Origin of the sequence: Pectinatus brassicae (assembly GCF_014201835.1) — a bacterium.
Classification (GTDB): domain Bacteria; phylum Bacillota; class Negativicutes; order Selenomonadales; family Selenomonadaceae; genus Pectinatus; species Pectinatus brassicae.
Genome location: NZ_JACHFH010000011.1, coordinates 1 through 18797, shown reverse-complemented (window position 1 = coordinate 18797; position 18797 = coordinate 1). Strand labels below are relative to the sequence as shown.

The 18797-nt window shown below is 33.9% G+C and carries 22 protein-coding genes; 8 read left to right on the top strand and 14 right to left on the bottom strand.

Annotation, left to right across the window (positions count from 1 at the left end):
- The first annotated feature begins 122 nt into the window (after positions 1 to 122).
- The 3 genes from rplU to rpmA are packed head-to-tail and all read left to right on the top strand — an operon-like array spanning position 123 to position 1039.
- Positions 123 to 434, top strand: coding sequence for a 50S ribosomal protein L21 (gene rplU, locus HNR32_RS05555; RefSeq protein ID WP_183860519.1), 312 nt, complete (start codon positions 123 to 125; stop codon positions 432 to 434).
- Positions 434 to 760, top strand: a complete 327-nt coding sequence (locus HNR32_RS05550; RefSeq protein ID WP_183860517.1) for a ribosomal-processing cysteine protease Prp — start codon at positions 434 to 436, stop codon at positions 758 to 760. The genes rplU and HNR32_RS05550 overlap by 1 nt, the downstream gene beginning before the upstream one ends.
- Positions 761 to 1039, top strand: a complete 279-nt coding sequence (rpmA, locus tag HNR32_RS05545; RefSeq protein WP_183860515.1) for a 50S ribosomal protein L27 — start codon at positions 761 to 763, stop codon at positions 1037 to 1039.
- 89 nt (positions 1040 to 1128) lie between these two features.
- On the opposite strand, the gene HNR32_RS05540 is transcribed toward rpmA, so the two are convergent.
- From HNR32_RS05540 to HNR32_RS05495, 10 genes are all read right to left on the bottom strand, one after another.
- A complete protein-coding gene (locus tag HNR32_RS05540; RefSeq protein ID WP_183860513.1) occupies positions 1129 to 2199 on the bottom strand; it encodes a branched-chain amino acid aminotransferase in 1071 nt (356 codons plus the stop codon).
- 182 nt (positions 2200 to 2381) lie between these two features.
- Entirely contained in the window at positions 2382 to 2939 is a 558-nt protein-coding gene (efp, locus tag HNR32_RS05535) for an elongation factor P (RefSeq protein WP_183860511.1), read from the bottom strand.
- A gap of 122 nt (positions 2940 to 3061) precedes the next feature.
- Positions 3062 to 4132, bottom strand: a complete 1071-nt coding sequence (locus HNR32_RS05530) for a M24 family metallopeptidase (RefSeq protein WP_375782631.1) — start codon at positions 4130 to 4132, stop codon at positions 3062 to 3064.
- The gene (gene aroQ, locus HNR32_RS05525; protein ID WP_375782630.1) at positions 4119 to 4589 is read right to left on the bottom strand and encodes a type II 3-dehydroquinate dehydratase; all 471 of its coding nucleotides are present in this window, start codon (positions 4587 to 4589) and stop codon (positions 4119 to 4121) included. Before aroQ ends, HNR32_RS05530 begins: the two co-directional genes overlap by 14 nt.
- A gap of 6 nt (positions 4590 to 4595) precedes the next feature.
- Positions 4596 to 4868: an acylphosphatase gene (locus HNR32_RS05520; RefSeq protein WP_183860508.1), complete on the bottom strand. Its 273-nt coding sequence runs from the start codon at positions 4866 to 4868 to the stop codon at positions 4596 to 4598.
- A gap of 24 nt (positions 4869 to 4892) precedes the next feature.
- Positions 4893 to 6125 carry a peptidase U32 family protein gene (locus HNR32_RS05515; protein ID WP_183860506.1) on the bottom strand — a complete coding sequence of 411 codons (1233 nt, stop codon included), beginning with the start codon at positions 6123 to 6125 and terminating at the stop codon, positions 4893 to 4895.
- Positions 6126 to 6127: 2 nt separating this feature from the next.
- Positions 6128 to 6718, bottom strand: coding sequence for an O-methyltransferase (locus tag HNR32_RS05510; RefSeq protein ID WP_183860504.1), 591 nt, complete (start codon positions 6716 to 6718; stop codon positions 6128 to 6130).
- A 16-nt stretch (positions 6719 to 6734) separates the two neighbouring features.
- Positions 6735 to 7772: an endolytic transglycosylase MltG gene (gene mltG / locus HNR32_RS05505; RefSeq protein WP_183860502.1), complete on the bottom strand. Its 1038-nt coding sequence runs from the start codon at positions 7770 to 7772 to the stop codon at positions 6735 to 6737.
- Between the two features lie 252 nt (positions 7773 to 8024).
- Complete coding sequence (locus tag HNR32_RS05500) at positions 8025 to 8525, bottom strand: autotransporter outer membrane beta-barrel domain-containing protein (RefSeq protein ID WP_183860500.1); 501 nt, start codon at positions 8523 to 8525, stop codon at positions 8025 to 8027.
- 96 nt (positions 8526 to 8621) lie between these two features.
- On the bottom strand, positions 8622 to 9215 hold the full coding sequence (locus HNR32_RS05495) for an N-acetylmuramoyl-L-alanine amidase (protein WP_183860498.1): 594 nt from the start codon (positions 9213 to 9215) through the stop codon (positions 8622 to 8624).
- A gap of 329 nt (positions 9216 to 9544) precedes the next feature.
- On the opposite strand from HNR32_RS05495, the gene HNR32_RS05490 reads away from it, so the two are divergent.
- Positions 9545 to 9775, top strand: a complete 231-nt coding sequence (locus tag HNR32_RS05490; RefSeq protein ID WP_183860496.1) for a type II toxin-antitoxin system RelB/DinJ family antitoxin — start codon at positions 9545 to 9547, stop codon at positions 9773 to 9775.
- 110 nt (positions 9776 to 9885) lie between these two features.
- Here the strand turns inward: HNR32_RS05490 and HNR32_RS05485 are convergent, their stop codons facing one another.
- The 3 genes from HNR32_RS05485 to HNR32_RS05475 all read right to left on the bottom strand — a co-directional run bounded on the left by HNR32_RS05485 (position 9886) and on the right by HNR32_RS05475 (position 12023).
- Complete coding sequence (locus HNR32_RS05485; RefSeq protein ID WP_183860494.1) at positions 9886 to 10830, bottom strand: GTP-binding protein; 945 nt, start codon at positions 10828 to 10830, stop codon at positions 9886 to 9888.
- Positions 10831 to 10881: 51 nt separating this feature from the next.
- A complete protein-coding gene (pylSn, locus tag HNR32_RS05480; RefSeq protein ID WP_183860492.1) occupies positions 10882 to 11238 on the bottom strand; it encodes a pyrrolysine--tRNA(Pyl) ligase small subunit in 357 nt (118 codons plus the stop codon).
- 119 nt (positions 11239 to 11357) lie between these two features.
- Positions 11358 to 12023 (bottom strand): cobalamin B12-binding domain-containing protein, encoded by a 666-nt coding sequence (locus HNR32_RS05475; protein WP_183860490.1) that lies wholly within the window; start codon positions 12021 to 12023, stop codon positions 11358 to 11360.
- Positions 12024 to 12751: 728 nt separating this feature from the next.
- On the opposite strand from HNR32_RS05475, the gene HNR32_RS05470 reads away from it, so the two are divergent.
- Entirely contained in the window at positions 12752 to 14164 is a 1413-nt protein-coding gene (locus tag HNR32_RS05470; protein ID WP_183860488.1) for a sigma-54 interaction domain-containing protein, read from the top strand.
- An 88-nt stretch (positions 14165 to 14252) separates the two neighbouring features.
- On the opposite strand, the gene HNR32_RS05465 is transcribed toward HNR32_RS05470, so the two are convergent.
- Positions 14253 to 16352 (bottom strand): BglG family transcription antiterminator, encoded by a 2100-nt coding sequence (locus HNR32_RS05465; RefSeq protein ID WP_183860486.1) that lies wholly within the window; start codon positions 16350 to 16352, stop codon positions 14253 to 14255.
- Between the two features lie 106 nt (positions 16353 to 16458).
- Here HNR32_RS05465 and HNR32_RS05460 point away from each other — a divergent pair, with 106 nt between their 5' ends.
- From HNR32_RS05460 to ulaA, 3 genes are read left to right on the top strand one after another with little or no spacing between them, the layout of a single operon-like run.
- A complete protein-coding gene (locus tag HNR32_RS05460) occupies positions 16459 to 16896 on the top strand; it encodes a PTS sugar transporter subunit IIA (RefSeq protein ID WP_183860484.1) in 438 nt (145 codons plus the stop codon).
- Positions 16897 to 16931: 35 nt separating this feature from the next.
- A complete protein-coding gene (locus HNR32_RS05455) occupies positions 16932 to 17228 on the top strand; it encodes a PTS sugar transporter subunit IIB (RefSeq protein ID WP_183860482.1) in 297 nt (98 codons plus the stop codon).
- A 54-nt stretch (positions 17229 to 17282) separates the two neighbouring features.
- Positions 17283 to 18638 (top strand): PTS ascorbate transporter subunit IIC, encoded by a 1356-nt coding sequence (ulaA, locus tag HNR32_RS05450; RefSeq protein WP_183860480.1) that lies wholly within the window; start codon positions 17283 to 17285, stop codon positions 18636 to 18638.
- Positions 18639 to 18797: the final 159 nt, after the last annotated feature.

The following is an 18797-nucleotide window of genomic DNA, read 5'->3' as shown; positions in this document are numbered from 1 at the left end:
TATTTATGCTAAACTTATCAAGTATAAGTTTGTCGTAGACGGCTTATCAACCGCACAGTGAGGTCAAAATAGCTTTTGCTAACCGTAGCTGGCGAGTATATAAAGAGGTAGGTGTAATAAGAATGTACGCTATTTTTAAAACAGGCGGCAAACAATATCGTGTTTCCGAAGGAGATACTGTTATTGTTGAGAAGCTTGCGGTTGAAGAAGGTGCTACTGTAACATTTGATGAAGTATTAACAGTTGTTAATGATGCAGATGTTAAAATTGGTACTCCAGTTGTTGAAGGCGCTAAAATCACTGCTAAAGTAGAAAAACAAGATAAAGCTAAAAAAATCTTGATTTTCAAATACAAAGCTAAATCAAACTATCGTCGTCGTCAAGGACATCGTCAACCATTTACAAAAATAACTATCGAAAAAATTGAAGCATAATGATTAAAATTGTTATTATGCACCAAAATGACAATAAAATCGAAGGCTTTTCGATAAAAGGTCATGCTGGTGCCGGAGCGTATGGTGAGGACATTGTTTGTTCTGCCGTATCGGCTCTAGCTCAATCAGTTATTTTGAGTTTAGTTCAACATTTACATTCAAATGTTGATTATGACGTTAAATCAGGATGCTTAAAATTACAGCTGCAAGATTCACCTAGTGATCTTACAGAAGCAGTTTTTTCTGTGGCTATTTTAGGCTTTGCAGAAATAGAAAAAAAGTATTCAAAATTCGTCACTATTTCAAATAAGCAGGGGGTGAATTGAATGTTTAATTTTGATTTACAGCTTTTCGCACATAAAAAAGGTGTTGGTAGTACACGTAATGGTCGTGATAGCCAATCCAAGCGTCTAGGCGTTAAAGAACAGGCTGGAACTGTTGTTTCAGCTGGAAGTATCTTAGTACGTCAAAGAGGTACTCATTTTCATCCAGGTGCTAACGTAGGCATCGGTAAAGATGATACTTTATTTGCAAAAGTTAGCGGTAAAGTTGCTTTTGAACGCAACGGTCGTTATAAAAGACAAATCAGCGTTTACGCTGAATAAAAAAGCGGGGATTTAATCCCTGCTTTTTTTTATATAGCAAAAGAGGCGTCTGATTAATTTATCAGATGCCTCTTTTGCTATATGTTTAATTAAACTTCAGCTACTACTTCCGTAAAGTTATGGATGTCTTTTTCGGCACCACATTGAACACCTGTTACATAATCAAACATTTTTTGTGCAAATGGACCTATTTTACCATCGTTGATTACCATGTCTTCGCCTTTATAGCCAAGAACACCTACAGGCGAAATTACAGCAGCTGTTCCGGAGCCAAACACTTCTTCCAGAGTTCCGTTTTTGTAAGCATCTTTAACTTCATCAATGGAAATACGGCGTTCAGAAACAGGATAACCCCATTCTTTAGCGACCTGCAGTACTGTACGGCGGGTTATACCGCTTAAAATACTGCCATCTAGTTCCGGCGTTACGATTTCACCATTAATTTTAAAGAGGATATTCATGGATCCTACTTCTTCAATATATTTACGTTCAACACCATCGAGCCATAAAGTCTGATCATAGCCTTTTTTGTGAGCAACAAGTCCGGCATGAAGACTGGCAGCATAATTAGCCGGTGTTTTAGCTTCGCCTAATCCACCTTGAGTTGCACGTACATAAGTATCTTCAACCATAATTTTAACTGGTGAAAAACCATGTGAATAATAAGCTGCAACTGGTGATAAAATTATATATAATTTATATGATTTCCCAACACTTACACCTAAAAATCCGTCATCAGCATAGATGAAAGGACGAATATATAAGCTTTGTCCGCGCTGTGCTGGAACCCATGCTTTTTCTATTTCAATAAGTTTTTTTAACGCAGTATGTACTAGTTCTACATCTACCTGAGGTATATCTAAAATACGAGCCGAATTATTTAAGCGATTTAAATGATCGAGTGGGCGGAAGATAACTACTTTATCACCTTGTCTAAAGGCTTTCATACCTTCAAAAATTGCCTGTCCATAATGAATAGTCGCATTAGCCGGGCTGATAGTTATATCGCTAAATGGGATAATCTGTGGATTATGCCATCCTTTATCTTCTGTATATGTCATTTCAAACATATGATCAGTGAAGTGCGTACCAAAACCAATTTTTGATACATCGGGTTTTTCTTTCAAATTACTAGCTTGTACAAAATTTACTTCGTTCATATAAATATCCCCTATCATTTGTAGAATGAATACATTATACACCTGTCAAATTTTAAACGCAAGAAAAAAATTACAAAGTTACAATTTCTGTACTAATTTTACAGTAATATAATATTTATAAGATAAGCAAAAAAGCACATTAATTTATAATAAGATTATAAATTAATGTGCTTTTTATGCTATTATGCACGTTCGATATAATTACCTGTACGGGTATCAATACGCAATTTGTCATTTTCATTGATAAATAGCGGCACGCGTACTTCATAACCTGTTTCCACTTTAGCCATTTTGGTAGCACCAGTTGCAGTATCACCTTTTACGCTTGGTTCACATTCAATAACTTCTAAGACAACAGAATTAGGCAAAGAAATACCAATGATTTTGCCTTTAAAAGTCTGCAGGCTTATGTCCATATTTTCTTTTAAGAAACGTAAGGCATCACCCAATTGTTCCTTGCTAAGTTCTGTTTGTTCATAAGTTTCATTGTCCATGAAAGTAAACATACCATCATTTTCATAAAGGAATTGCATTTGATTGGTTTCAAGATGAGCTGCTGGTAATTTTTCATTTGGATTAAAAGTACGTTCAACTACAGCACCAGTTTGTACATTTTTAATTTTTGTACGGACAAAAGCGGCACCTTTCCCCGGTTTAACATGCTGAAAGTCAACAATCTGCCATACACCATTGTCAAATTCCAAAGTAAGGCCTGTACGAAAATCACTGCTTGAAATCATTAAAAATAAACCTCCAATTAATATTTACATTTATTTTATCCAATAATATATAATAAATCCTCAAAGAACAGATTTGGATAAATTCATAAGTTGAATTTAAATTGATATATAAAATTTATAGATTATAGCTCAATTAATTCTTTACGGCTTTTTGTTAAAGGAATTGCTCCTTTTTCTCCAACCAATACAGTATCTTCTATGCGCAGACCGCCATAATCTGGAATGTATATTCCAGGTTCTACTGTAACAAGCATATTTGGCCTAAATATTATATCCTGCGCCATAGGTGAAAGTCTCGGCAGTTCATGTATTTCTAACCCAACGCCATGGCCTAGTCCATGACCGTAATTGTCACCGTATCCCATATCTTTTATATACTGACGGGATGGTGCATCAAGACTGCATCCATCTTTATTTATCTCAATAGAGTCTATCCCCATTAGATGTGCTTTTAAAACGATATCATAAAGTTTTTTTTGCTGAGTGCTGGCTTTGCCAATACAAACAGTACGAGTAATGTCTGAATGATATCCTTTATATACTGCTCCAAAGTCCATTGTAACAAATTCTCCGTCAAGAAGCAACTTTTCGCTGGCAACACCATGAGGCAGACTTCCTCTTTTGCCAGATGCAACAATAGTAGCAAAAGCAGGACGTTCACTGCCTAATTGCCGCATAGTATTTTCCAATCTGGCTGCAACAGCTATCTCGGATATTCCTGGTTTAATAAAATCCAATATATCATTAAACGCAGCATCACTTATGGCAACAGCCTTTTTTATCAGTTCAATTTCACCAGCATCTTTTTCAACGCGCAATTTATCTAAAGATATTGGTGCCGAAAATTTTACATTAGGCAGCATTTTTTGTAGGGCTTTAAATGAATCGTACACTAAAACATTAGATTCAAATGCTAAATTTTTTATATGTTCATTTTCAATAGTTTCACTTATTTTGCTTAGCAGGCCTTTTTTTTGCTCAATAATTGTAAAATCACTTTGAGCAGATGCTTGCTCGGTATAACGTGAATCGGTTAATAAGTATTCCTTATCCATAGTAATTACTAAAGCTGAATCATCACCGTAAAATCCACTGAAATAATGCACATTTTCATTTTTACTGATTAATACTGCTTGTGCTTCATTTTCTGTAATAAATTGACGTAACCGCAGCAGACGATCATTTGCCATTATAATCATCTCCGCTCATTTTCAAAATAGCATGATATAAGGCCATCTTATAGCTATTAATACCAAAACCAGAAATTTGTCCTTCAACGACAGGAGAAATAACCGAATTATTTCTAAACTCTTCTCTTTTATGAACATTAGACAAATGCACTTCTATTACTGGTGTTTTTACTGCTGCAATAGCATCACGAATAGCGATGCTGTAATGGGTAAAAGCAGCTGCATTTAAAATAATATAGGCATATTCACCTGATTGCTGAATTGCATCAATTAATTCGCCCTCATAATTACTTTGCTTACAATCTAGATCTATACCAGCTTTTTTTGCTTGCTGGCAAAGATCTTCATTTATATCTGTCAGTGTTGTTGAACCATATATTTCCGGTTCACGCGTACCCAGTAAATTCAAATTGGGACCATGTAAAACAAGTATCTTTTTCACATTATCACTTTCCATCATATATATTTAATACCTTATTGTAAAATTCTCTTCATTTTCACAGTCATTAATCATATTTATATCCATTTTTTTTACCTTGATAAACATATTACCTTTTTTAATATCATTAAATAACATATCGATTTGCTCTTGATTCCCTTGGACTTCCATCGTAACAGTACCATCAGACATGTTTTTCACCCAGCCGGTAAGTTTATACTTTTTGGCGGTATTTTGTACAAAATAGCGAAAGCCGACTCCCTGTACACGACCATGTGCTGCGGCAAAATATCTGGACATAGAAAAGCCCCCTTAGCATATATATTATTTAGTAGTAATATCCCGTCTAAGCATAGCAAAAGGTTCTACTGGCTGCTGCATTTTCATCCTAACCTTTTGTTGTGGATGCGGAGCAACCAGAATGGTGTTTTCATCTTCATCGATCATTTCACTTATTTCTTGTTCATAAGCGGGCAGGTTAGGCTGAAACACTTCAATACGCTGACCAGTTTTCATATTATTACGCTGTTCAACTAAAGCATAGCCGCTTTTTTCATCATATTCTAGTACCATACCAACAAAATCAGCTGTCTGTGTACAAGCTGAAGTGTTATAAACATGATCGTCACCAGTAGGTTTATCAATGAAAAATCCGCTTGTATATTGACGGTGAGACACCTTAGTAAGTGCCTCCTGCCAGCTTTTCTGCTGAGCATCCATTTTTTCCGGTGAAGCGTAATACATATCAATAGCTTCACGATAAATTTTAACTATTCCCGCAACATAGTAAATACTCTTCATGCGTCCTTCAATTTTTAGACTGTTTACGCCACTATTAATAACATCTTTAATATATGGCAGCAGACATAAATCCTTAGAATTGAAAATATATGTTCCATTACTATCTTCTTCAATCGGAAAATATTCATCAGGACGCTGTGATTCTACCAAGGCATATTTCCAGCGACACGCCTGCGCACAAGCTCCACGGTTAGAATCACGTCCTGTCATATAATTACTCATAACACAGCGGCCAGAATAAGATATACACATTGCTCCATGCACAAACATTTCTAATTCTACATCACATTTTTCACGAATTTTCTTTATTTCTCTGAGTGAAAGTTCACGTGCCAATACAACACGCTGTGCCCCCATATCAGTCCAAGCTTTAATTGATGCCCAGTTAGTATTATTAGCCTGAGTACTTATATGCACAGGTAAATCAGGTGCCGTACTGCGTACAATAGAAAACACGCCCAAGTCAGATACTAAAACACCATCTACTTGCAATTTTTCCAATTCCAATATATATTCCGGTAAATCACCTAAATCATTGTTATGAGCAAAAATATTCACCGTGACATAAACTTTTTTATTTTTACTATGGGCAAATTCAATACCTTCCTGCATTTCTTCCGGTGAAAAATTACCGCCATATGTTCTAAGACCAAATTTTTTCCCGCCGATATATACAGCATCTGCGCCATAAATAATAGCAATCTTTAATTTTTCTAAATTCCCAGCTGGGGCTAATAATTCTACTTTTTCTATCATCTTCAGATCCTTTTCTTTGAAATGGCTAAACCATCATTTTCATGATAAATGATGGTTTCTAGTTCATTTAATTCATTTATTTCCTGCAGATATTCACGCAAGCGTTTAACTATTGTCTTATAACGACGCGGCGGTTTTTCGCTGCTCTCAACATAGCCGCGAAACATTACATTATCAGCAGCTATGATTCCTGCATCCGTAAGAAGCGGCAATACTGCCTGCAGATACTTAATATATTGACCTTTGGCAGCATCAATAAAAACAAAATCAAATTTGCCTGACAATTTATGCAGAGATTCTTCAGCGTCACCCGCAATAATAGTAATATTTTTTTTATAGGGTGATTTATTAATAAAATTCCGTGCCGTCGCAATTCTGCCAGCAGATAATTCAAGTGTTATAATCTCAACATTATCAGCAGCGTTTTGTGCCATTAATAAGGCAGAATAGCCAATAGCGGTGCCAATTTCTAATATACGCTGGGATTTTTGTTCCGCAACAGTCCTGCATAAAATTTCTGCTGCTGATGGTTTTATTATAGGAACATTATTGTCTTTAGCAAATATTTGCATCTCTTGTAATAACGCGTTCATTAAAAAATCCTATCTTTTATTTTATACTGTCAATTATTCGAAGGTGCTCCTGATATGTACGGCTATAGTGATTATGCCCTGTACTATCAGCGACAAAATATAAATAATCATTATTTTGTGGATAAAGAACTGCTTTTATTGAAGCCATTCCCGGATTGCCAACGGCTCCTGGCGGTAACCCGTAATGCATATAAGTATTATAAGGCGAATCTATTTTAGTGTCTTTTATCATCAATTCTTCTTTTCGTTCTTTCATGGCGTATTGAATAGTCGTATCCGACTGCAGCGGCATATTAATCTTTAATCTATTAAAAAACACTTGTGCAATAATTGGTCTGTCATTTTCATAACGAGCTTCAGCCTCAACCAGTGATGCCAATACCACTAGTTCATGTGCTGATAAATTTTTATCTTTAGCACGCTTACGTAATTCTTCATCATATTTTTTATTAAATTCATTCAGCATAATATCCATAATCTGTTTTGGTGATGAATTTATCAGGAATTCATAAGTATCTGGAAATAAATATCCCTCTACCTTATATTTTACATTGGGATCATTGTTCTTCATATATTCATACGGAGTATATGATTTTGCTAATCGTAAAAATTCATTGCGATCTACAATATTGTCTTTAGATAAAACATCAGCTATTTTTTCTACTGTATACCCCTCAGGAATCGTTACTTTTATTGTATTTAATGTTGGCCCTTTAATCAATAATTCCATTACAGCACTATCGGACATATCCTTCTGCAAAATATAGCTGCCGACTTTTAATTGTTTATCCAGTCCCTTTATTTTGGCTAGAAGGCGAAAATAAAAGTCATGGTCAATAACGTCCTTATCTTTTAACAATGCTGCTATCTGTGCTGTCTGCATACCAGATTTTATTTCAATGACAATCTGCTTATTATTAGCATTATCAGTCTGTCCCGATGGATAATGAAAACCAATAATCACTGCCATTATAAATAATACCGCTATCCCCGTAATATATTTTAACAGAATTCCTCCAATAGTATTATTTTTAATATAACGAATAAATTTCATAATATTATTACCTATATTTCGCAGCTGCTCCGACAAATAGTACCCCTCCGAATAATAGCATTAAAACAGCTATTATAATGTTTTATTTATAAACATATATATTAATATGATACAGCAAGCTTGTTTATTAAGCAAGCTGATAATAACTTATACTTTCTCTTAGCTATATCAACTTAAAGCAGACAATAAAAAAGGCTATCGCTGTAATCAGAAATTTTCCTAATTACGTAAACGACAACCTTAAAATACTAATTAAAACTTAACAGTCGCACCTACACCAAAACCATGTTTGTCGTGACCATTATCAGGATCAAAATTATGATAATTAATGTTAAAATCAATATTAGCAATAATATTCATATTTAAGCCAACCTGAGTTTCACCAAAATCACTGCCAGTAACATATGATGCATATAGTTGACTGCCTAAAAGACTCGGACTTACAACAGCTAAACCGCCATATGCATTGGAATTATCACCGGGCAGATTATTGCGGAATCCAGCAACAGCTTTTAAGTTAGAACCAAACAAGTCATACTGGGCATAAAGATCATTTTGGTGATCATATTCATCACGATCTAAATATTGGTACCCAATAGTCAATTTAGGTGTGAATTTATGCTCAATGTAAGAATCAGTTGTACCAAGTCCAACAGCGGTTTCATTATTTGATAACGTATTTACCGGTGCTGCCATGGCTGTAGAAATACTCAGTGCAAATAACATACTAAAAATATATATAATTTTTTTCATAGAAATACCTCCATAAATAAATTTTTAGTATTTCCATTATGCCTCATAAATATGTTTTATGCAACCTTATTTTTATACTTAAATATTCATAATAATTTATTTAATAAGCGTATGTTCATATAAAAGTGCTTTTTTTCGTAAAACATCTCCGCCCCGTGTTCCATTAGCAGCCCACGGATTATAATCATGTGAATCATTTGTTCCCAAATATTCAAGATCCCATTCTTCACCTGTCGATCTTGGCCCATATGGATCATGGAGATACATTCCATCTTCATTATCAGCCGCCTCTCCATGAGTCATTACATGCTTTAAATCAATGGTTACATGAAGTATTTCGGCAACGATGGCAATAATCCTAGACATAACTTCAATTTGTTTTAATGTAGGTGCAAACGATCCTAGACAGTCTGTATCAGACTCATATCCACAGCACATAACAATACCAATAGCTCCTCTATTACGATGAAAAGTATGCGTCAATATATCAGCAAAATTTTCCGTACTGATGTATACTTCTCCGTCCCCCGTAATATTTATATGGTAATTTTCAAATTTATCTTCATATCTTTTAGCTGACCAATGTAAATATAATTTAGGGTCCCTGCCATTTCTTTTTGCTATTTTCCAAATTTTTCTTTTTGAAAGCTCAGTAATTCTTTGTAAATCTTCAATTTCTATTTTTTTCATTTTCTCATTTCCTTTCCGCTTTTCAACAATATTTATGTCGGTTACTAAAAGGTAAATGGTTCAACTAACTATATTATATTATTTTTGAATATTGCTGATATTAATATAAAATTTCCGTACATAATTGAAATACAAAATGATTTTTACAATAGAAGTTGTTGTTATTTTAATTCTAATAAGATACATTTTAATTCTATAAAATATATCTTATTCCTGCAATTATTTACATGATATCAATTACAACAATATTTAATAAAAATAATAATTTATACTATTACACAAAAAATATTATTGTGCTATAATAATCACACATAAAAGGAGTTGGTATTATGTCTAATGAAACTATTCTAAAAATAAAAATCGATGAACCTGCCAAAAAGAATGCGGAAAACATTCTTAAACAGTCGGGTCTGACTATGACCATGGCAATTAATATGCTTATTCAGGAAATAAATAATCATGGTAAAATTCCTTTTAACTCATCGATTCATAACTCTAAAAACAATACATCCCTTCCTATAAATCCTACAGATATTATAACCTACCTGACTTGCAGTTAATAATTAATCACATGGTAAAAGCCCTCTTATCTTTAATAAATGATAAGGGGGCTTTTACCATTAATATTTTCCAAATAATTCCATCTGAAAATTATCCATATTAATTTTACTTAACTCAGTTCTAATTCTATGTCAAAATATTTACTCCACTGAGTATATATTTCGCGCAACGCCGGCAACCCTTTCGTAGAAATAAGTACCATTTCAGACATTTCCGGCCGAATATTGGTGTTTTTTATTTCAATATGATTCCCTGATACATCAATTTGCTTCCAGCCAGTGTTAAAGTGGAAAAACCCTTTTATTCTAATCATACAGGGAATTATCCCATCAATAAACAAGCGTATTTTATCTTCCTCAAATATCCCCTTTAGTTTTATAATATGTCCTACCGGTCTATTAGATGGCGTATTTATGCTACAGCTTTGTGCACCTGGAAAATCATCTAAAATATCAGTTACATTACCATCCATAAAGTCAAGGGAAACATCACAATATGACGACTCAATTATTTGTGCATTAGAATTTAAAGCTATCAGCTTATTTGTTACTTGTTTAGCCATATCAGCTGAAACCATATCCATTTTATTTAAGACAATGTAATTACCTGTCTTAACCTGCCTTTCGATCGGCAGCAAAACTTCAAGCTGATCAAGAAAATTATTGGCATCAACAATGCAAATAGCACCACGATAATCATAACTAATGCCAGCAGATTTGCCAATAACTTCTTCTAATAATGATTTAATATTAGACGGATCAGCCATACCAGAGCTTTCAACAAATAAATATTCAATAGGCAGCTGCGAATACGTTATTAAAGAATCAACAAATTCGCCTTTTAAACAGCTGCAAAATACTGAGCCATTATTTATTTCATGCACTTCCATCCCCTGGTCACGCAAAAGCATTCCATCAATACTTATATTGCCGAACTCATTCATTATAATGCCAATTTTATGTTCTTTTAAATGGTCAATTATTTTTTTTAATAAGGTTGTTTTTCCTGCTCCCAGAAAACCTGTCAAAAGAAAAAGTTTTATTAATTTTTTCATAATACTGCCTGCTTTCCAAACTACTATTCATTTATAAAATCCATTGTTAGCTTACTGTAATGTTGAACCCCATTGCTTACTGAGCATTGTAGAACTATATTTTTGTATTTTCCAGTCAGGAATTTTACAGGCACGACATGCTGAACCACACCATTTATTACGCAGCCAACGAGCAGCTCTGCTGTTGCGTGAATTTCTTACAATAAAATTTTCTCCACAGTGAGTAGTTATTTCAATAATTTCACCTTTTAATTGCACAGATTTCACTCCATGTAAAACCCCTGAACGTGCAGGCCATAATTTTATTTTCTCAATCAATTTGGCAAAATCGGTGTTTTTGCGATAATAACGCTTTTTAGTTTGTTCCAGTTCACTATTTTCAATTTTTACTGCATTATTTTTGGACATATGTATATTCACCTTTCACAGGATAATATTTTGGCGGAGAATCCGAGAGTTTCACTCGACTGCACAGATTTAGAGTCTGCGTGATCTATTCGATCCATCCTCCATGCATATTTTAATAATTATACAGCTTCTACTTTTTCCTTTATTAAGTTCATAGTCATAACTATTCCCTCAGATATAGATCCCGCATAACCATCGGCTTCAATTTTTGCTGCCCATTGGTATGATGCAGCTGCCCCGCCAATAATAACATTGTATTTATTACGTATGCCTTTTTCCTCGAGAACATCAATTAATTCTCTCTGGCGCGGCAGAGTAGTTGTCATTAAGGCAAATGAAATAATCATATCAACATCGTATGCTTGTGCTGCATCTATAACTTTATGGGCATTAACATTTCTGCCTAAATCTATTATCTCAAAACCATTGCTTTGAAAAACAATATTAACGATGTTCTTGCCAACATCATGGATATCGCCTTCCACTGTATAGATTAGTATTTTACCGTTTTTTAGTTTTTTTAATTGTGATCCTGACATTTTTGCCGTCAGAATTTTTATTGATTGCTCAAATGCATCTGCTGCCACTAATAATTGAGGTACAAACAATGAGCCCTCATCAAAAGCGTTACTGATATTCCGCATTGCTGGTATTAATGCACCATTTATTACCATAAGCGGATCAAACGCAATCATCTTTATCTGCCTGGAATACTGAAGAACTTTTTCAGTATCTAAATCTTCCAGTGCACGACGCAGGCCATCCATAAGAAAATTTTTTTTCACATCAATCGTCCTCTTTCAGAATAAAAAAGCTTATAGATATTCTGATAGATATATCTATAAGCTTCTTTGCTATAATAACGGTATTAATTTTTTTGATCACAAGGAAATTATAGCACAACATTTACACAAATACAATATAAAAGTTGTAGTTAAATAAGTAAATATTATTTTAATTAACTATTTTTACTTATTTTTGATGACACACCTTATATTAATATCTTACATAAACAGTCTTATATAGTATTTTATATTTTAAAAATATTACCAAATATGATCATCGTAACTACCATATCAATCATAATTATAATATGCACCGGTAATGACAACGAAAATCCAGATAATAATGCTGTAAAAAAATGCCCTAATGCTCCAACAGCTGCACCATGACCTGAGCCTAAATATAATGCTGCTAAAAAACAGCCTCATCAATATCATTTGTCATCATAATAGTTTTAATAAAAAAGCTTAGAAATCTTTTATCCAAAGTATTTCTAAGCTTCTTCGCTCATTATAACAGTACCTTTTTTTTGTAATTATAGCATTATACCTATATTTTTACAAGTTACTTTACCAATATTTTAATATCTATCAGCAAAAACAATTGTTTAAAACAAAATAATATTTACTTATATGATATCATTTATCTATATCTATATCTATATCTGCGACAATGATGTCCCTGAGAGCTTTTTGCTTTCAGGGATTTTTTTTTATTTAGAGGGAATAATATGACTATTAATAAAAAAATCAGCTACGACATATTAAAAAAATTTCTCGATTATTCACCAAATGAAATATATGTTATTGATGCTCAAGGTATTGTCTGCTATGCTAATCGTGCTGTTGAAGAACACTGCGGCACAAAATGTGCTGAACTCATCGGTAAAAACAATACTGAAATCTCATTAGCAAACTATTGGTATCCTCGCCTAAGTCCCCGAGTACTTAAAGAAAAAATTCCAATGACTATTGAACAATATACCAAAACCGGACGAACATTATTAACTACAGCTATACCTATATTTAATTCAGAAGGCAATATAGAATATATTATAGAAAATTCGCGTGATATTACCGAAAATAAAAAAATCACCAATGATTTAACCAAAGCTAACAAACTTATAGCTCGTTATAAAAAGGAATTGGAAGCATTACGCAACTATAGCGGTGATATTCCCTCTGTATTTTCCTACAGTGAACGAATGATGAAATTAATCCCGACAATTCATAAAATCGCCAAAACAAATTCTACCGTTTTAATATTGGGTGAGTCTGGTACTGGTAAAAGTCATATGGCTAATTATATCCACAAAAACAGCCCCCAGCCTGATGGTCCATTCATATCCATAAATTGTGCTTCTATCCCTGATGAGCTTATGGAATCCGAATTATTTGGCTATGCCCGTGGTGCTTTTACTGGTGCAAACAGCAAAGGAAACAGCGGCCTTATTGAACTGGCGAATAATGGTACACTTTTTCTAGATGAAATTGGCGAATTATCGCTAAAAATGCAAGCTAAACTTCTTCAGGTATTACAGGATAAAAGTTACTACAAAGTAGGCGGTCGTACTTTGCAGCATATGAATTGCCGTATAGTAGCCGCTACCAACAGAGATATTTATAAAATGATACAGGATAAACTGTTCCGTGAAGATTTATACTACCGCCTTAATGTTTTTGAAGTAGAACTTCCGCCCTTGCGAGACCGCCGTGAAGAAATAATATCAATGGCACTTTATTTTTTAAAACAATTCAATAATAAATACAGTCGAAAGCGTAAATTTTCTGAAGAAGTGCTTAATTTATTCCTAAAATATTCCTGGCCGGGAAATGTCCGTGAATTATCCAATATTATTGAACGTGCTGTTGTCATTAACAAGGGAACTGTAATTGATAGTATTGATTTGCCTATATCAGAACCTGCTATTGATAAAGACAACTCAAAAAAAACACAAGATAATTACTTTACCGAAGATTTTTTCTGTGGCTCTTTACAAGAAACATTAGATTATGTAGAGAAAAAAATTATCATTTCTGCTTATGAGGAAACAAAAAGTTCTTATAAAACCGCACAGAAATTAAAAATCAGCCAAAGTAAGGCCAGCCGCTTAATAAAAAAATACTGCACTAATAATAAATGACAATTCTAATTCCATAAAAAATGCTGATAATCTTGTAATTATTATTCAAGGTTACCAGCATTTTTACTATTTATAATTAATATATACTTTAAAATGACTCCAATAAAAAATATTCCAGCTCATTTTTAGTTTTTGTCTCATACAACTTATTACACCAGACATCATCATTAATATTTTGCAGCAGTGCCGACAAAAAATTCAAATGGCTTGTTTGATCGACTGGTGCCAGACAAATTATACATTTTATATGCTTACCTGAATTTAATTGAATAGGCTTTTTACACAAAGAAACAGCTGCAGACAGATTTAAAACGCCGTCATCCGGCTTGGCATGTGCCAGCAAGAATCCTCTTCCCAGCAGCATATAATCGCCATTATTTTCCGTCAACGTAATAATGCGTTCTATATATTCTTTCTTTACAAAATGATGCTGTAATAGTGGCTGAAAAGCACTTCGAATTGCATTTTTCCAATCTGCAATCTGATCAGGAATAAATGTAATATATTTTAACAATGAATCATTGTTATTCTGCTGAGAAATTAAGGCTCCGCCCTGTTCTTTTCTCTTTTCTTTAAAATATTCTGTAAGGCTTCTGTTTAATCCATTAATATCTTCAATCTTAGCATAGTTTGAGATTAAATCCATAAGTTGCTGAATATTTTCCTGCTGATATTCAGCAACAGCGAATCCCGATAACAATAGCTTTTTATCAAGGAAATCCCATTCGTATTTAGTTGGCAGTACTGAAATCTGCACAATGGGCACCATTTCGTTTGGCGATTGTTCCAATAAAGTAGTCGTAAGGATTAAACCAATATTTTTGAAAGACAGCTGGAGATATTCTGCTACACTGAATGGCCCGGTAAATTGAATATTGGGATATTTTTCCCGTAGCTGCATTAAAAGAAATTGTGATGTACCTATTCCACTGGAACATACTACCAGTATCTGTTTAGCGCATTCATTCATCTGCTCGCTACGAATATCACTGCCAAAATATGTAGCAAGCAAGGCAATCTCATCATCTGATGGCTGTTCACCCAAATAGTTAGTCAATACTTGTGCTGCAGTTCGAGTGATTATAAATAAATTATGATATGATGTCTTTATTTGCTCTAAAAGAGGATTATTATACTTAAGACCAGCGGTAACACGATGATAAAGCGATATTAAATGCACTGCTAGCGAATCAATCATCATCTGATGATTAATTCCTGGTGTCATACCAGAAATTAAGAAAAATTTATCAGTCATTGCTTCGGCGACTTTATGCATTTTGTTATAAAGCTGCGTTTTATTATTTATTTTAGCTAATGCATATGCTCTTAATATTTCTGCTAAATATTCATATTCATTTTGCTGATAGACCCCTTTTCCCTGTAAAAACTTTATTTCCCAGTCAATATCATATTTTACAGCATTACCTCTTTCCGTATCCCCTGTATTCAGTGTCTTTTTTCTCGACAGCCGATTAAAATACCACGTCAAGAAATATTTCAAAATATATCTGGCGTCATCAGTAAAATAATTTCCTGATTGTTGTTCAAATTCATGAAGATACTGCACAATTTCCTGATCATAATCAATTTTATAATTATTTTTTAAAAGCAATAGTATTATTTCAAATTTTTCTAAAATCCATTTGCGTTGAGCCGATTCAGTACCAATAATTATTCTGCCTTTGGAAGTTACCTGAACCTCAAAACGATTCTCTTTGTTATAAACATCCAATGCACGCAGCCGACTTAATATCGTATTTCGTGATGCCTGAAAGATTTGCATAAGCTCATTAATTGACGTTGTTTCATTGGTAATAATGATATACTCAAAAATAATTAAACTTTGTTCTTGCGTCATCTTTTTTATATCCAGCCGCCAATCATTGGGTATAAATAAAACTATTTTATTTTGTACCACTGTATCATAAGCCTTCAATTTACATTTGGCTTTTGGGGAAATAACATAACCAATACCTTTGATATTTTCTACTGGTAAAATCTGTTTTCTAGATAATTCCATGTTTATATTCTTTAAAATATACATAATGCTCCGGCGTGATAGTTGGAGCCTGTCCATAAGATTTTCAATAGAAATTGCTGTTTCTGATTTATAAAGAGTATCTAATAATTCATTACCATGTTTATACTGGGAAAAAATAATCATATTTTGTAAATTTCCTTTTATCAAAGTAGTTCATTACTTGCATTTTCATAATATCATTATTGCACTTGTTCCTAATCATGTAAAGCGATATTATAATAGCATAATAAAAACAAGAAAGGATATGATCTTTATGGAATTACTTGGTAAAGAGCAAATCCAGCAAGTAACTGGAGATGGCATATCCTGGCAGGATGCCATTACCCTATCAGCAAAGCCATTGCTTGATAAAAAATTAATTACTACCGAATATATTAACTCGGTAATATCGATATGCCTGGAAAAAGGTCCGTATATGAATATTGGTCCGCAGATTGTTCTTGCACATGCCAGACCGCTGTCTAGTACAAAACAGGCCTGTATTTCCTTACTCAAAACCACCCAAGAAGTTTCTTTTATCGATAACAAGCATCCCGCACGATTATGGTTTTTTTTAGCAACTCCCGATAATACCAGCCATGTTGCTATTATGCAGCAATTAGCATCCGTATTATTAAATGCTGATAAAGTCCAGCAATTATTAGCTGCTGTAACTATTGATGACCTTGCCAATGTGTTTTCAGGCGAATAATATCGCCGTTTATAATTCAAAGGAGGAATTTTATTATGAAATTTTTATGTATTTGTCAATCAGGGTTAGGAAGCAGCTTTATGGTCCAAATGAATATTCAGAACGTTTTAAATGCTATGAATGTAACAGAAGAGATCTCTGTTGACCATTCAGATGTTGGAAGTACAACCCCGGATCTTGCTGATTATTTTTTTGTCGACCAAACACTTGGCGAAGCTGTAGCAAATCTTCCAGCTGAACGGGTTATTTTATTAAAAAGCTTAATAGACCAAAATGAAATCAAAACCGCCGTTAGTAATATTCTTGATAAAGAAAGCATCTCACACAGTTAATATTATATAGTACATGTCATTTTACAATTATTCCATTAGTAAGGAGAGATATCAATGGATGAGATTCGAAACTTATTTATTAGTATTGTGCAAACACCAGCATTACTTGTTGGCTTATTAGCAGTTCTTGGCTTAATTTTACAGAAAAAGAAAGGAACTGCCGTTATACAAGGGGGAATAAAAACCTTCGCTGGCTTTTTAATTCTAACCGGCGGTGCTGGTATTCTCTGTAATTCATTAGACCCATTTGCCAAGATGTTTCAGTTTGCTCTAAATGTACAAGGTGTTGTTCCTAGTAATGAAGCTGTAGTCGCTATTGCGCTGGTTCAATATGGTTCTTTAACTGCACTAATTATGTTTGTTGGTATGATAGTAAATGTATTATTATCTAGATTCACCCGTTATAAATACATATTTTTAACCGGTCAGGCCATGTTATATGTTTCTTGTTTAACAGCTGTCGTACTTGTATCTGCTGGTATGGGCAGTGGTATACAGACTATCCTGCTTGGTGGTATATTTGAAGGCACTCTTTTAACAATTACACCTGCTTTATGTCAGCCATATATGCGTGCTATTACCGGTGGTGATGCTGTAGCCATGGGGCATACAGGTAATATTGGTTATGCCATATCGGGTTGGTTTGGTGAACATTTTGGTAATAAAGAACATAGCACCGAGGATATCAACGTTCCAAAGAGCCTTTCTTTTTTGCGAGATTCTACAGTATCTATTACGATAGTTATGGTAGTTGTTTATCTAATTTTAGTATCTTTGACTGGTCAGACCTTTGTCGAAGAAAAATTGAGCCATGGTACTAATTTTATCGTATTTGCTATTGTACAGGCAGGTACCTTCGCTGCTGGTTTTGCTGTAGTACTTCAAGGTGTTCGTATGATTTTAGCTGAAATTGTTCCTGCTTTCCAAGGAATTGCCATGAAACTTGTTCCAAATTCAAAACCGGCATTAGATGTTCCTATCATCTTCCCTTATGCGCCCAATGCTGTTTTACTAGGATTTTTTATCAGCTTTATCGTTGGTACTATTTCGATGTTTGCTATGGTTGCAATGCATACAGTTGTAATTATTCCTGGTGTAGTCGGACACTTCTTCTGTGGTGCAGCAGCAGCTATTTATGGTAATGCTAAGGGCGGCAGACGCGGTGCAATTATTGGAACTATAATAAACAGTCTTTTAATCAGCTGGCTGCCATTATTTATATTGCCGGTTCTTGGAAATATGAGTCTTGCTAGTTCTACTTTCGCTGATACAGATTATCTTATTCCCGGAATATTACTTGGGAATTTAGGTGCTCTTGGGCAAGTTGCTTTAACTACTGGTATTATTGCATTTTTAATATTAGTTATTTTAAGCAGTCGCTTTATTACTAAACCTACAACTCAAAAATAATTTTTATTAAATTAAATATTAAAAGAAAAAGAATGCTGCACAGTTTATTTTTGTGCAGCATTCTTTTTTTGTATATAAGAAAACCACGCGATAGTCGCGTGGTTCCGGAAAGCTTAAGCGGTAAACCCTAATGTGGTAACCTGTATATAAGCCTGCCAG

What these genes read in the sequence shown, in the direction of transcription:
- rplU (WP_183860519.1), top strand. Translation starts at nt 123, where the DNA reads ATGTACGCTATTTTTAAAACAGGCGGCAAACAATATCGTGTTTCCGAA.
- HNR32_RS05550 (WP_183860517.1), top strand. Translation starts at nt 434, where the DNA reads ATGATTAAAATTGTTATTATGCACCAAAATGACAATAAAATCGAAGGC.
- rpmA (WP_183860515.1), top strand. Translation starts at nt 761, where the DNA reads ATGTTTAATTTTGATTTACAGCTTTTCGCACATAAAAAAGGTGTTGGT.
- HNR32_RS05540 (WP_183860513.1), bottom strand. Translation starts at nt 2,199, where the DNA reads ATGAACGAAGTAAATTTTGTACAAGCTAGTAATTTGAAAGAAAAACCC.
- efp (WP_183860511.1), bottom strand. Translation starts at nt 2,939, where the DNA reads ATGATTTCAAGCAGTGATTTTCGTACAGGCCTTACTTTGGAATTTGAC.
- aroQ (WP_375782630.1), bottom strand. Translation starts at nt 4,589, where the DNA reads ATGATGGAAAGTGATAATGTGAAAAAGATACTTGTTTTACATGGTCCC.
- HNR32_RS05520 (WP_183860508.1), bottom strand. Translation starts at nt 4,868, where the DNA reads ATGTCCAGATATTTTGCCGCAGCACATGGTCGTGTACAGGGAGTCGGC.
- HNR32_RS05515 (WP_183860506.1), bottom strand. Translation starts at nt 6,125, where the DNA reads ATGATAGAAAAAGTAGAATTATTAGCCCCAGCTGGGAATTTAGAAAAA.
- HNR32_RS05510 (WP_183860504.1), bottom strand. Translation starts at nt 6,718, where the DNA reads ATGAACGCGTTATTACAAGAGATGCAAATATTTGCTAAAGACAATAAT.
- mltG (WP_183860502.1), bottom strand. Translation starts at nt 7,772, where the DNA reads ATGAAATTTATTCGTTATATTAAAAATAATACTATTGGAGGAATTCTG.
- HNR32_RS05500 (WP_183860500.1), bottom strand. Translation starts at nt 8,525, where the DNA reads ATGAAAAAAATTATATATATTTTTAGTATGTTATTTGCACTGAGTATT.
- HNR32_RS05495 (WP_183860498.1), bottom strand. Translation starts at nt 9,215, where the DNA reads ATGAAAAAAATAGAAATTGAAGATTTACAAAGAATTACTGAGCTTTCA.
- HNR32_RS05490 (WP_183860496.1), top strand. Translation starts at nt 9,545, where the DNA reads ATGTCTAATGAAACTATTCTAAAAATAAAAATCGATGAACCTGCCAAA.
- HNR32_RS05485 (WP_183860494.1), bottom strand. Translation starts at nt 10,830, where the DNA reads ATGAAAAAATTAATAAAACTTTTTCTTTTGACAGGTTTTCTGGGAGCA.
- pylSn (WP_183860492.1), bottom strand. Translation starts at nt 11,238, where the DNA reads ATGTCCAAAAATAATGCAGTAAAAATTGAAAATAGTGAACTGGAACAA.
- HNR32_RS05470 (WP_183860488.1), top strand. Translation starts at nt 12,752, where the DNA reads ATGACTATTAATAAAAAAATCAGCTACGACATATTAAAAAAATTTCTC.
- HNR32_RS05460 (WP_183860484.1), top strand. Translation starts at nt 16,459, where the DNA reads ATGGAATTACTTGGTAAAGAGCAAATCCAGCAAGTAACTGGAGATGGC.
- HNR32_RS05455 (WP_183860482.1), top strand. Translation starts at nt 16,932, where the DNA reads ATGAAATTTTTATGTATTTGTCAATCAGGGTTAGGAAGCAGCTTTATG.
- ulaA (WP_183860480.1), top strand. Translation starts at nt 17,283, where the DNA reads ATGGATGAGATTCGAAACTTATTTATTAGTATTGTGCAAACACCAGCA.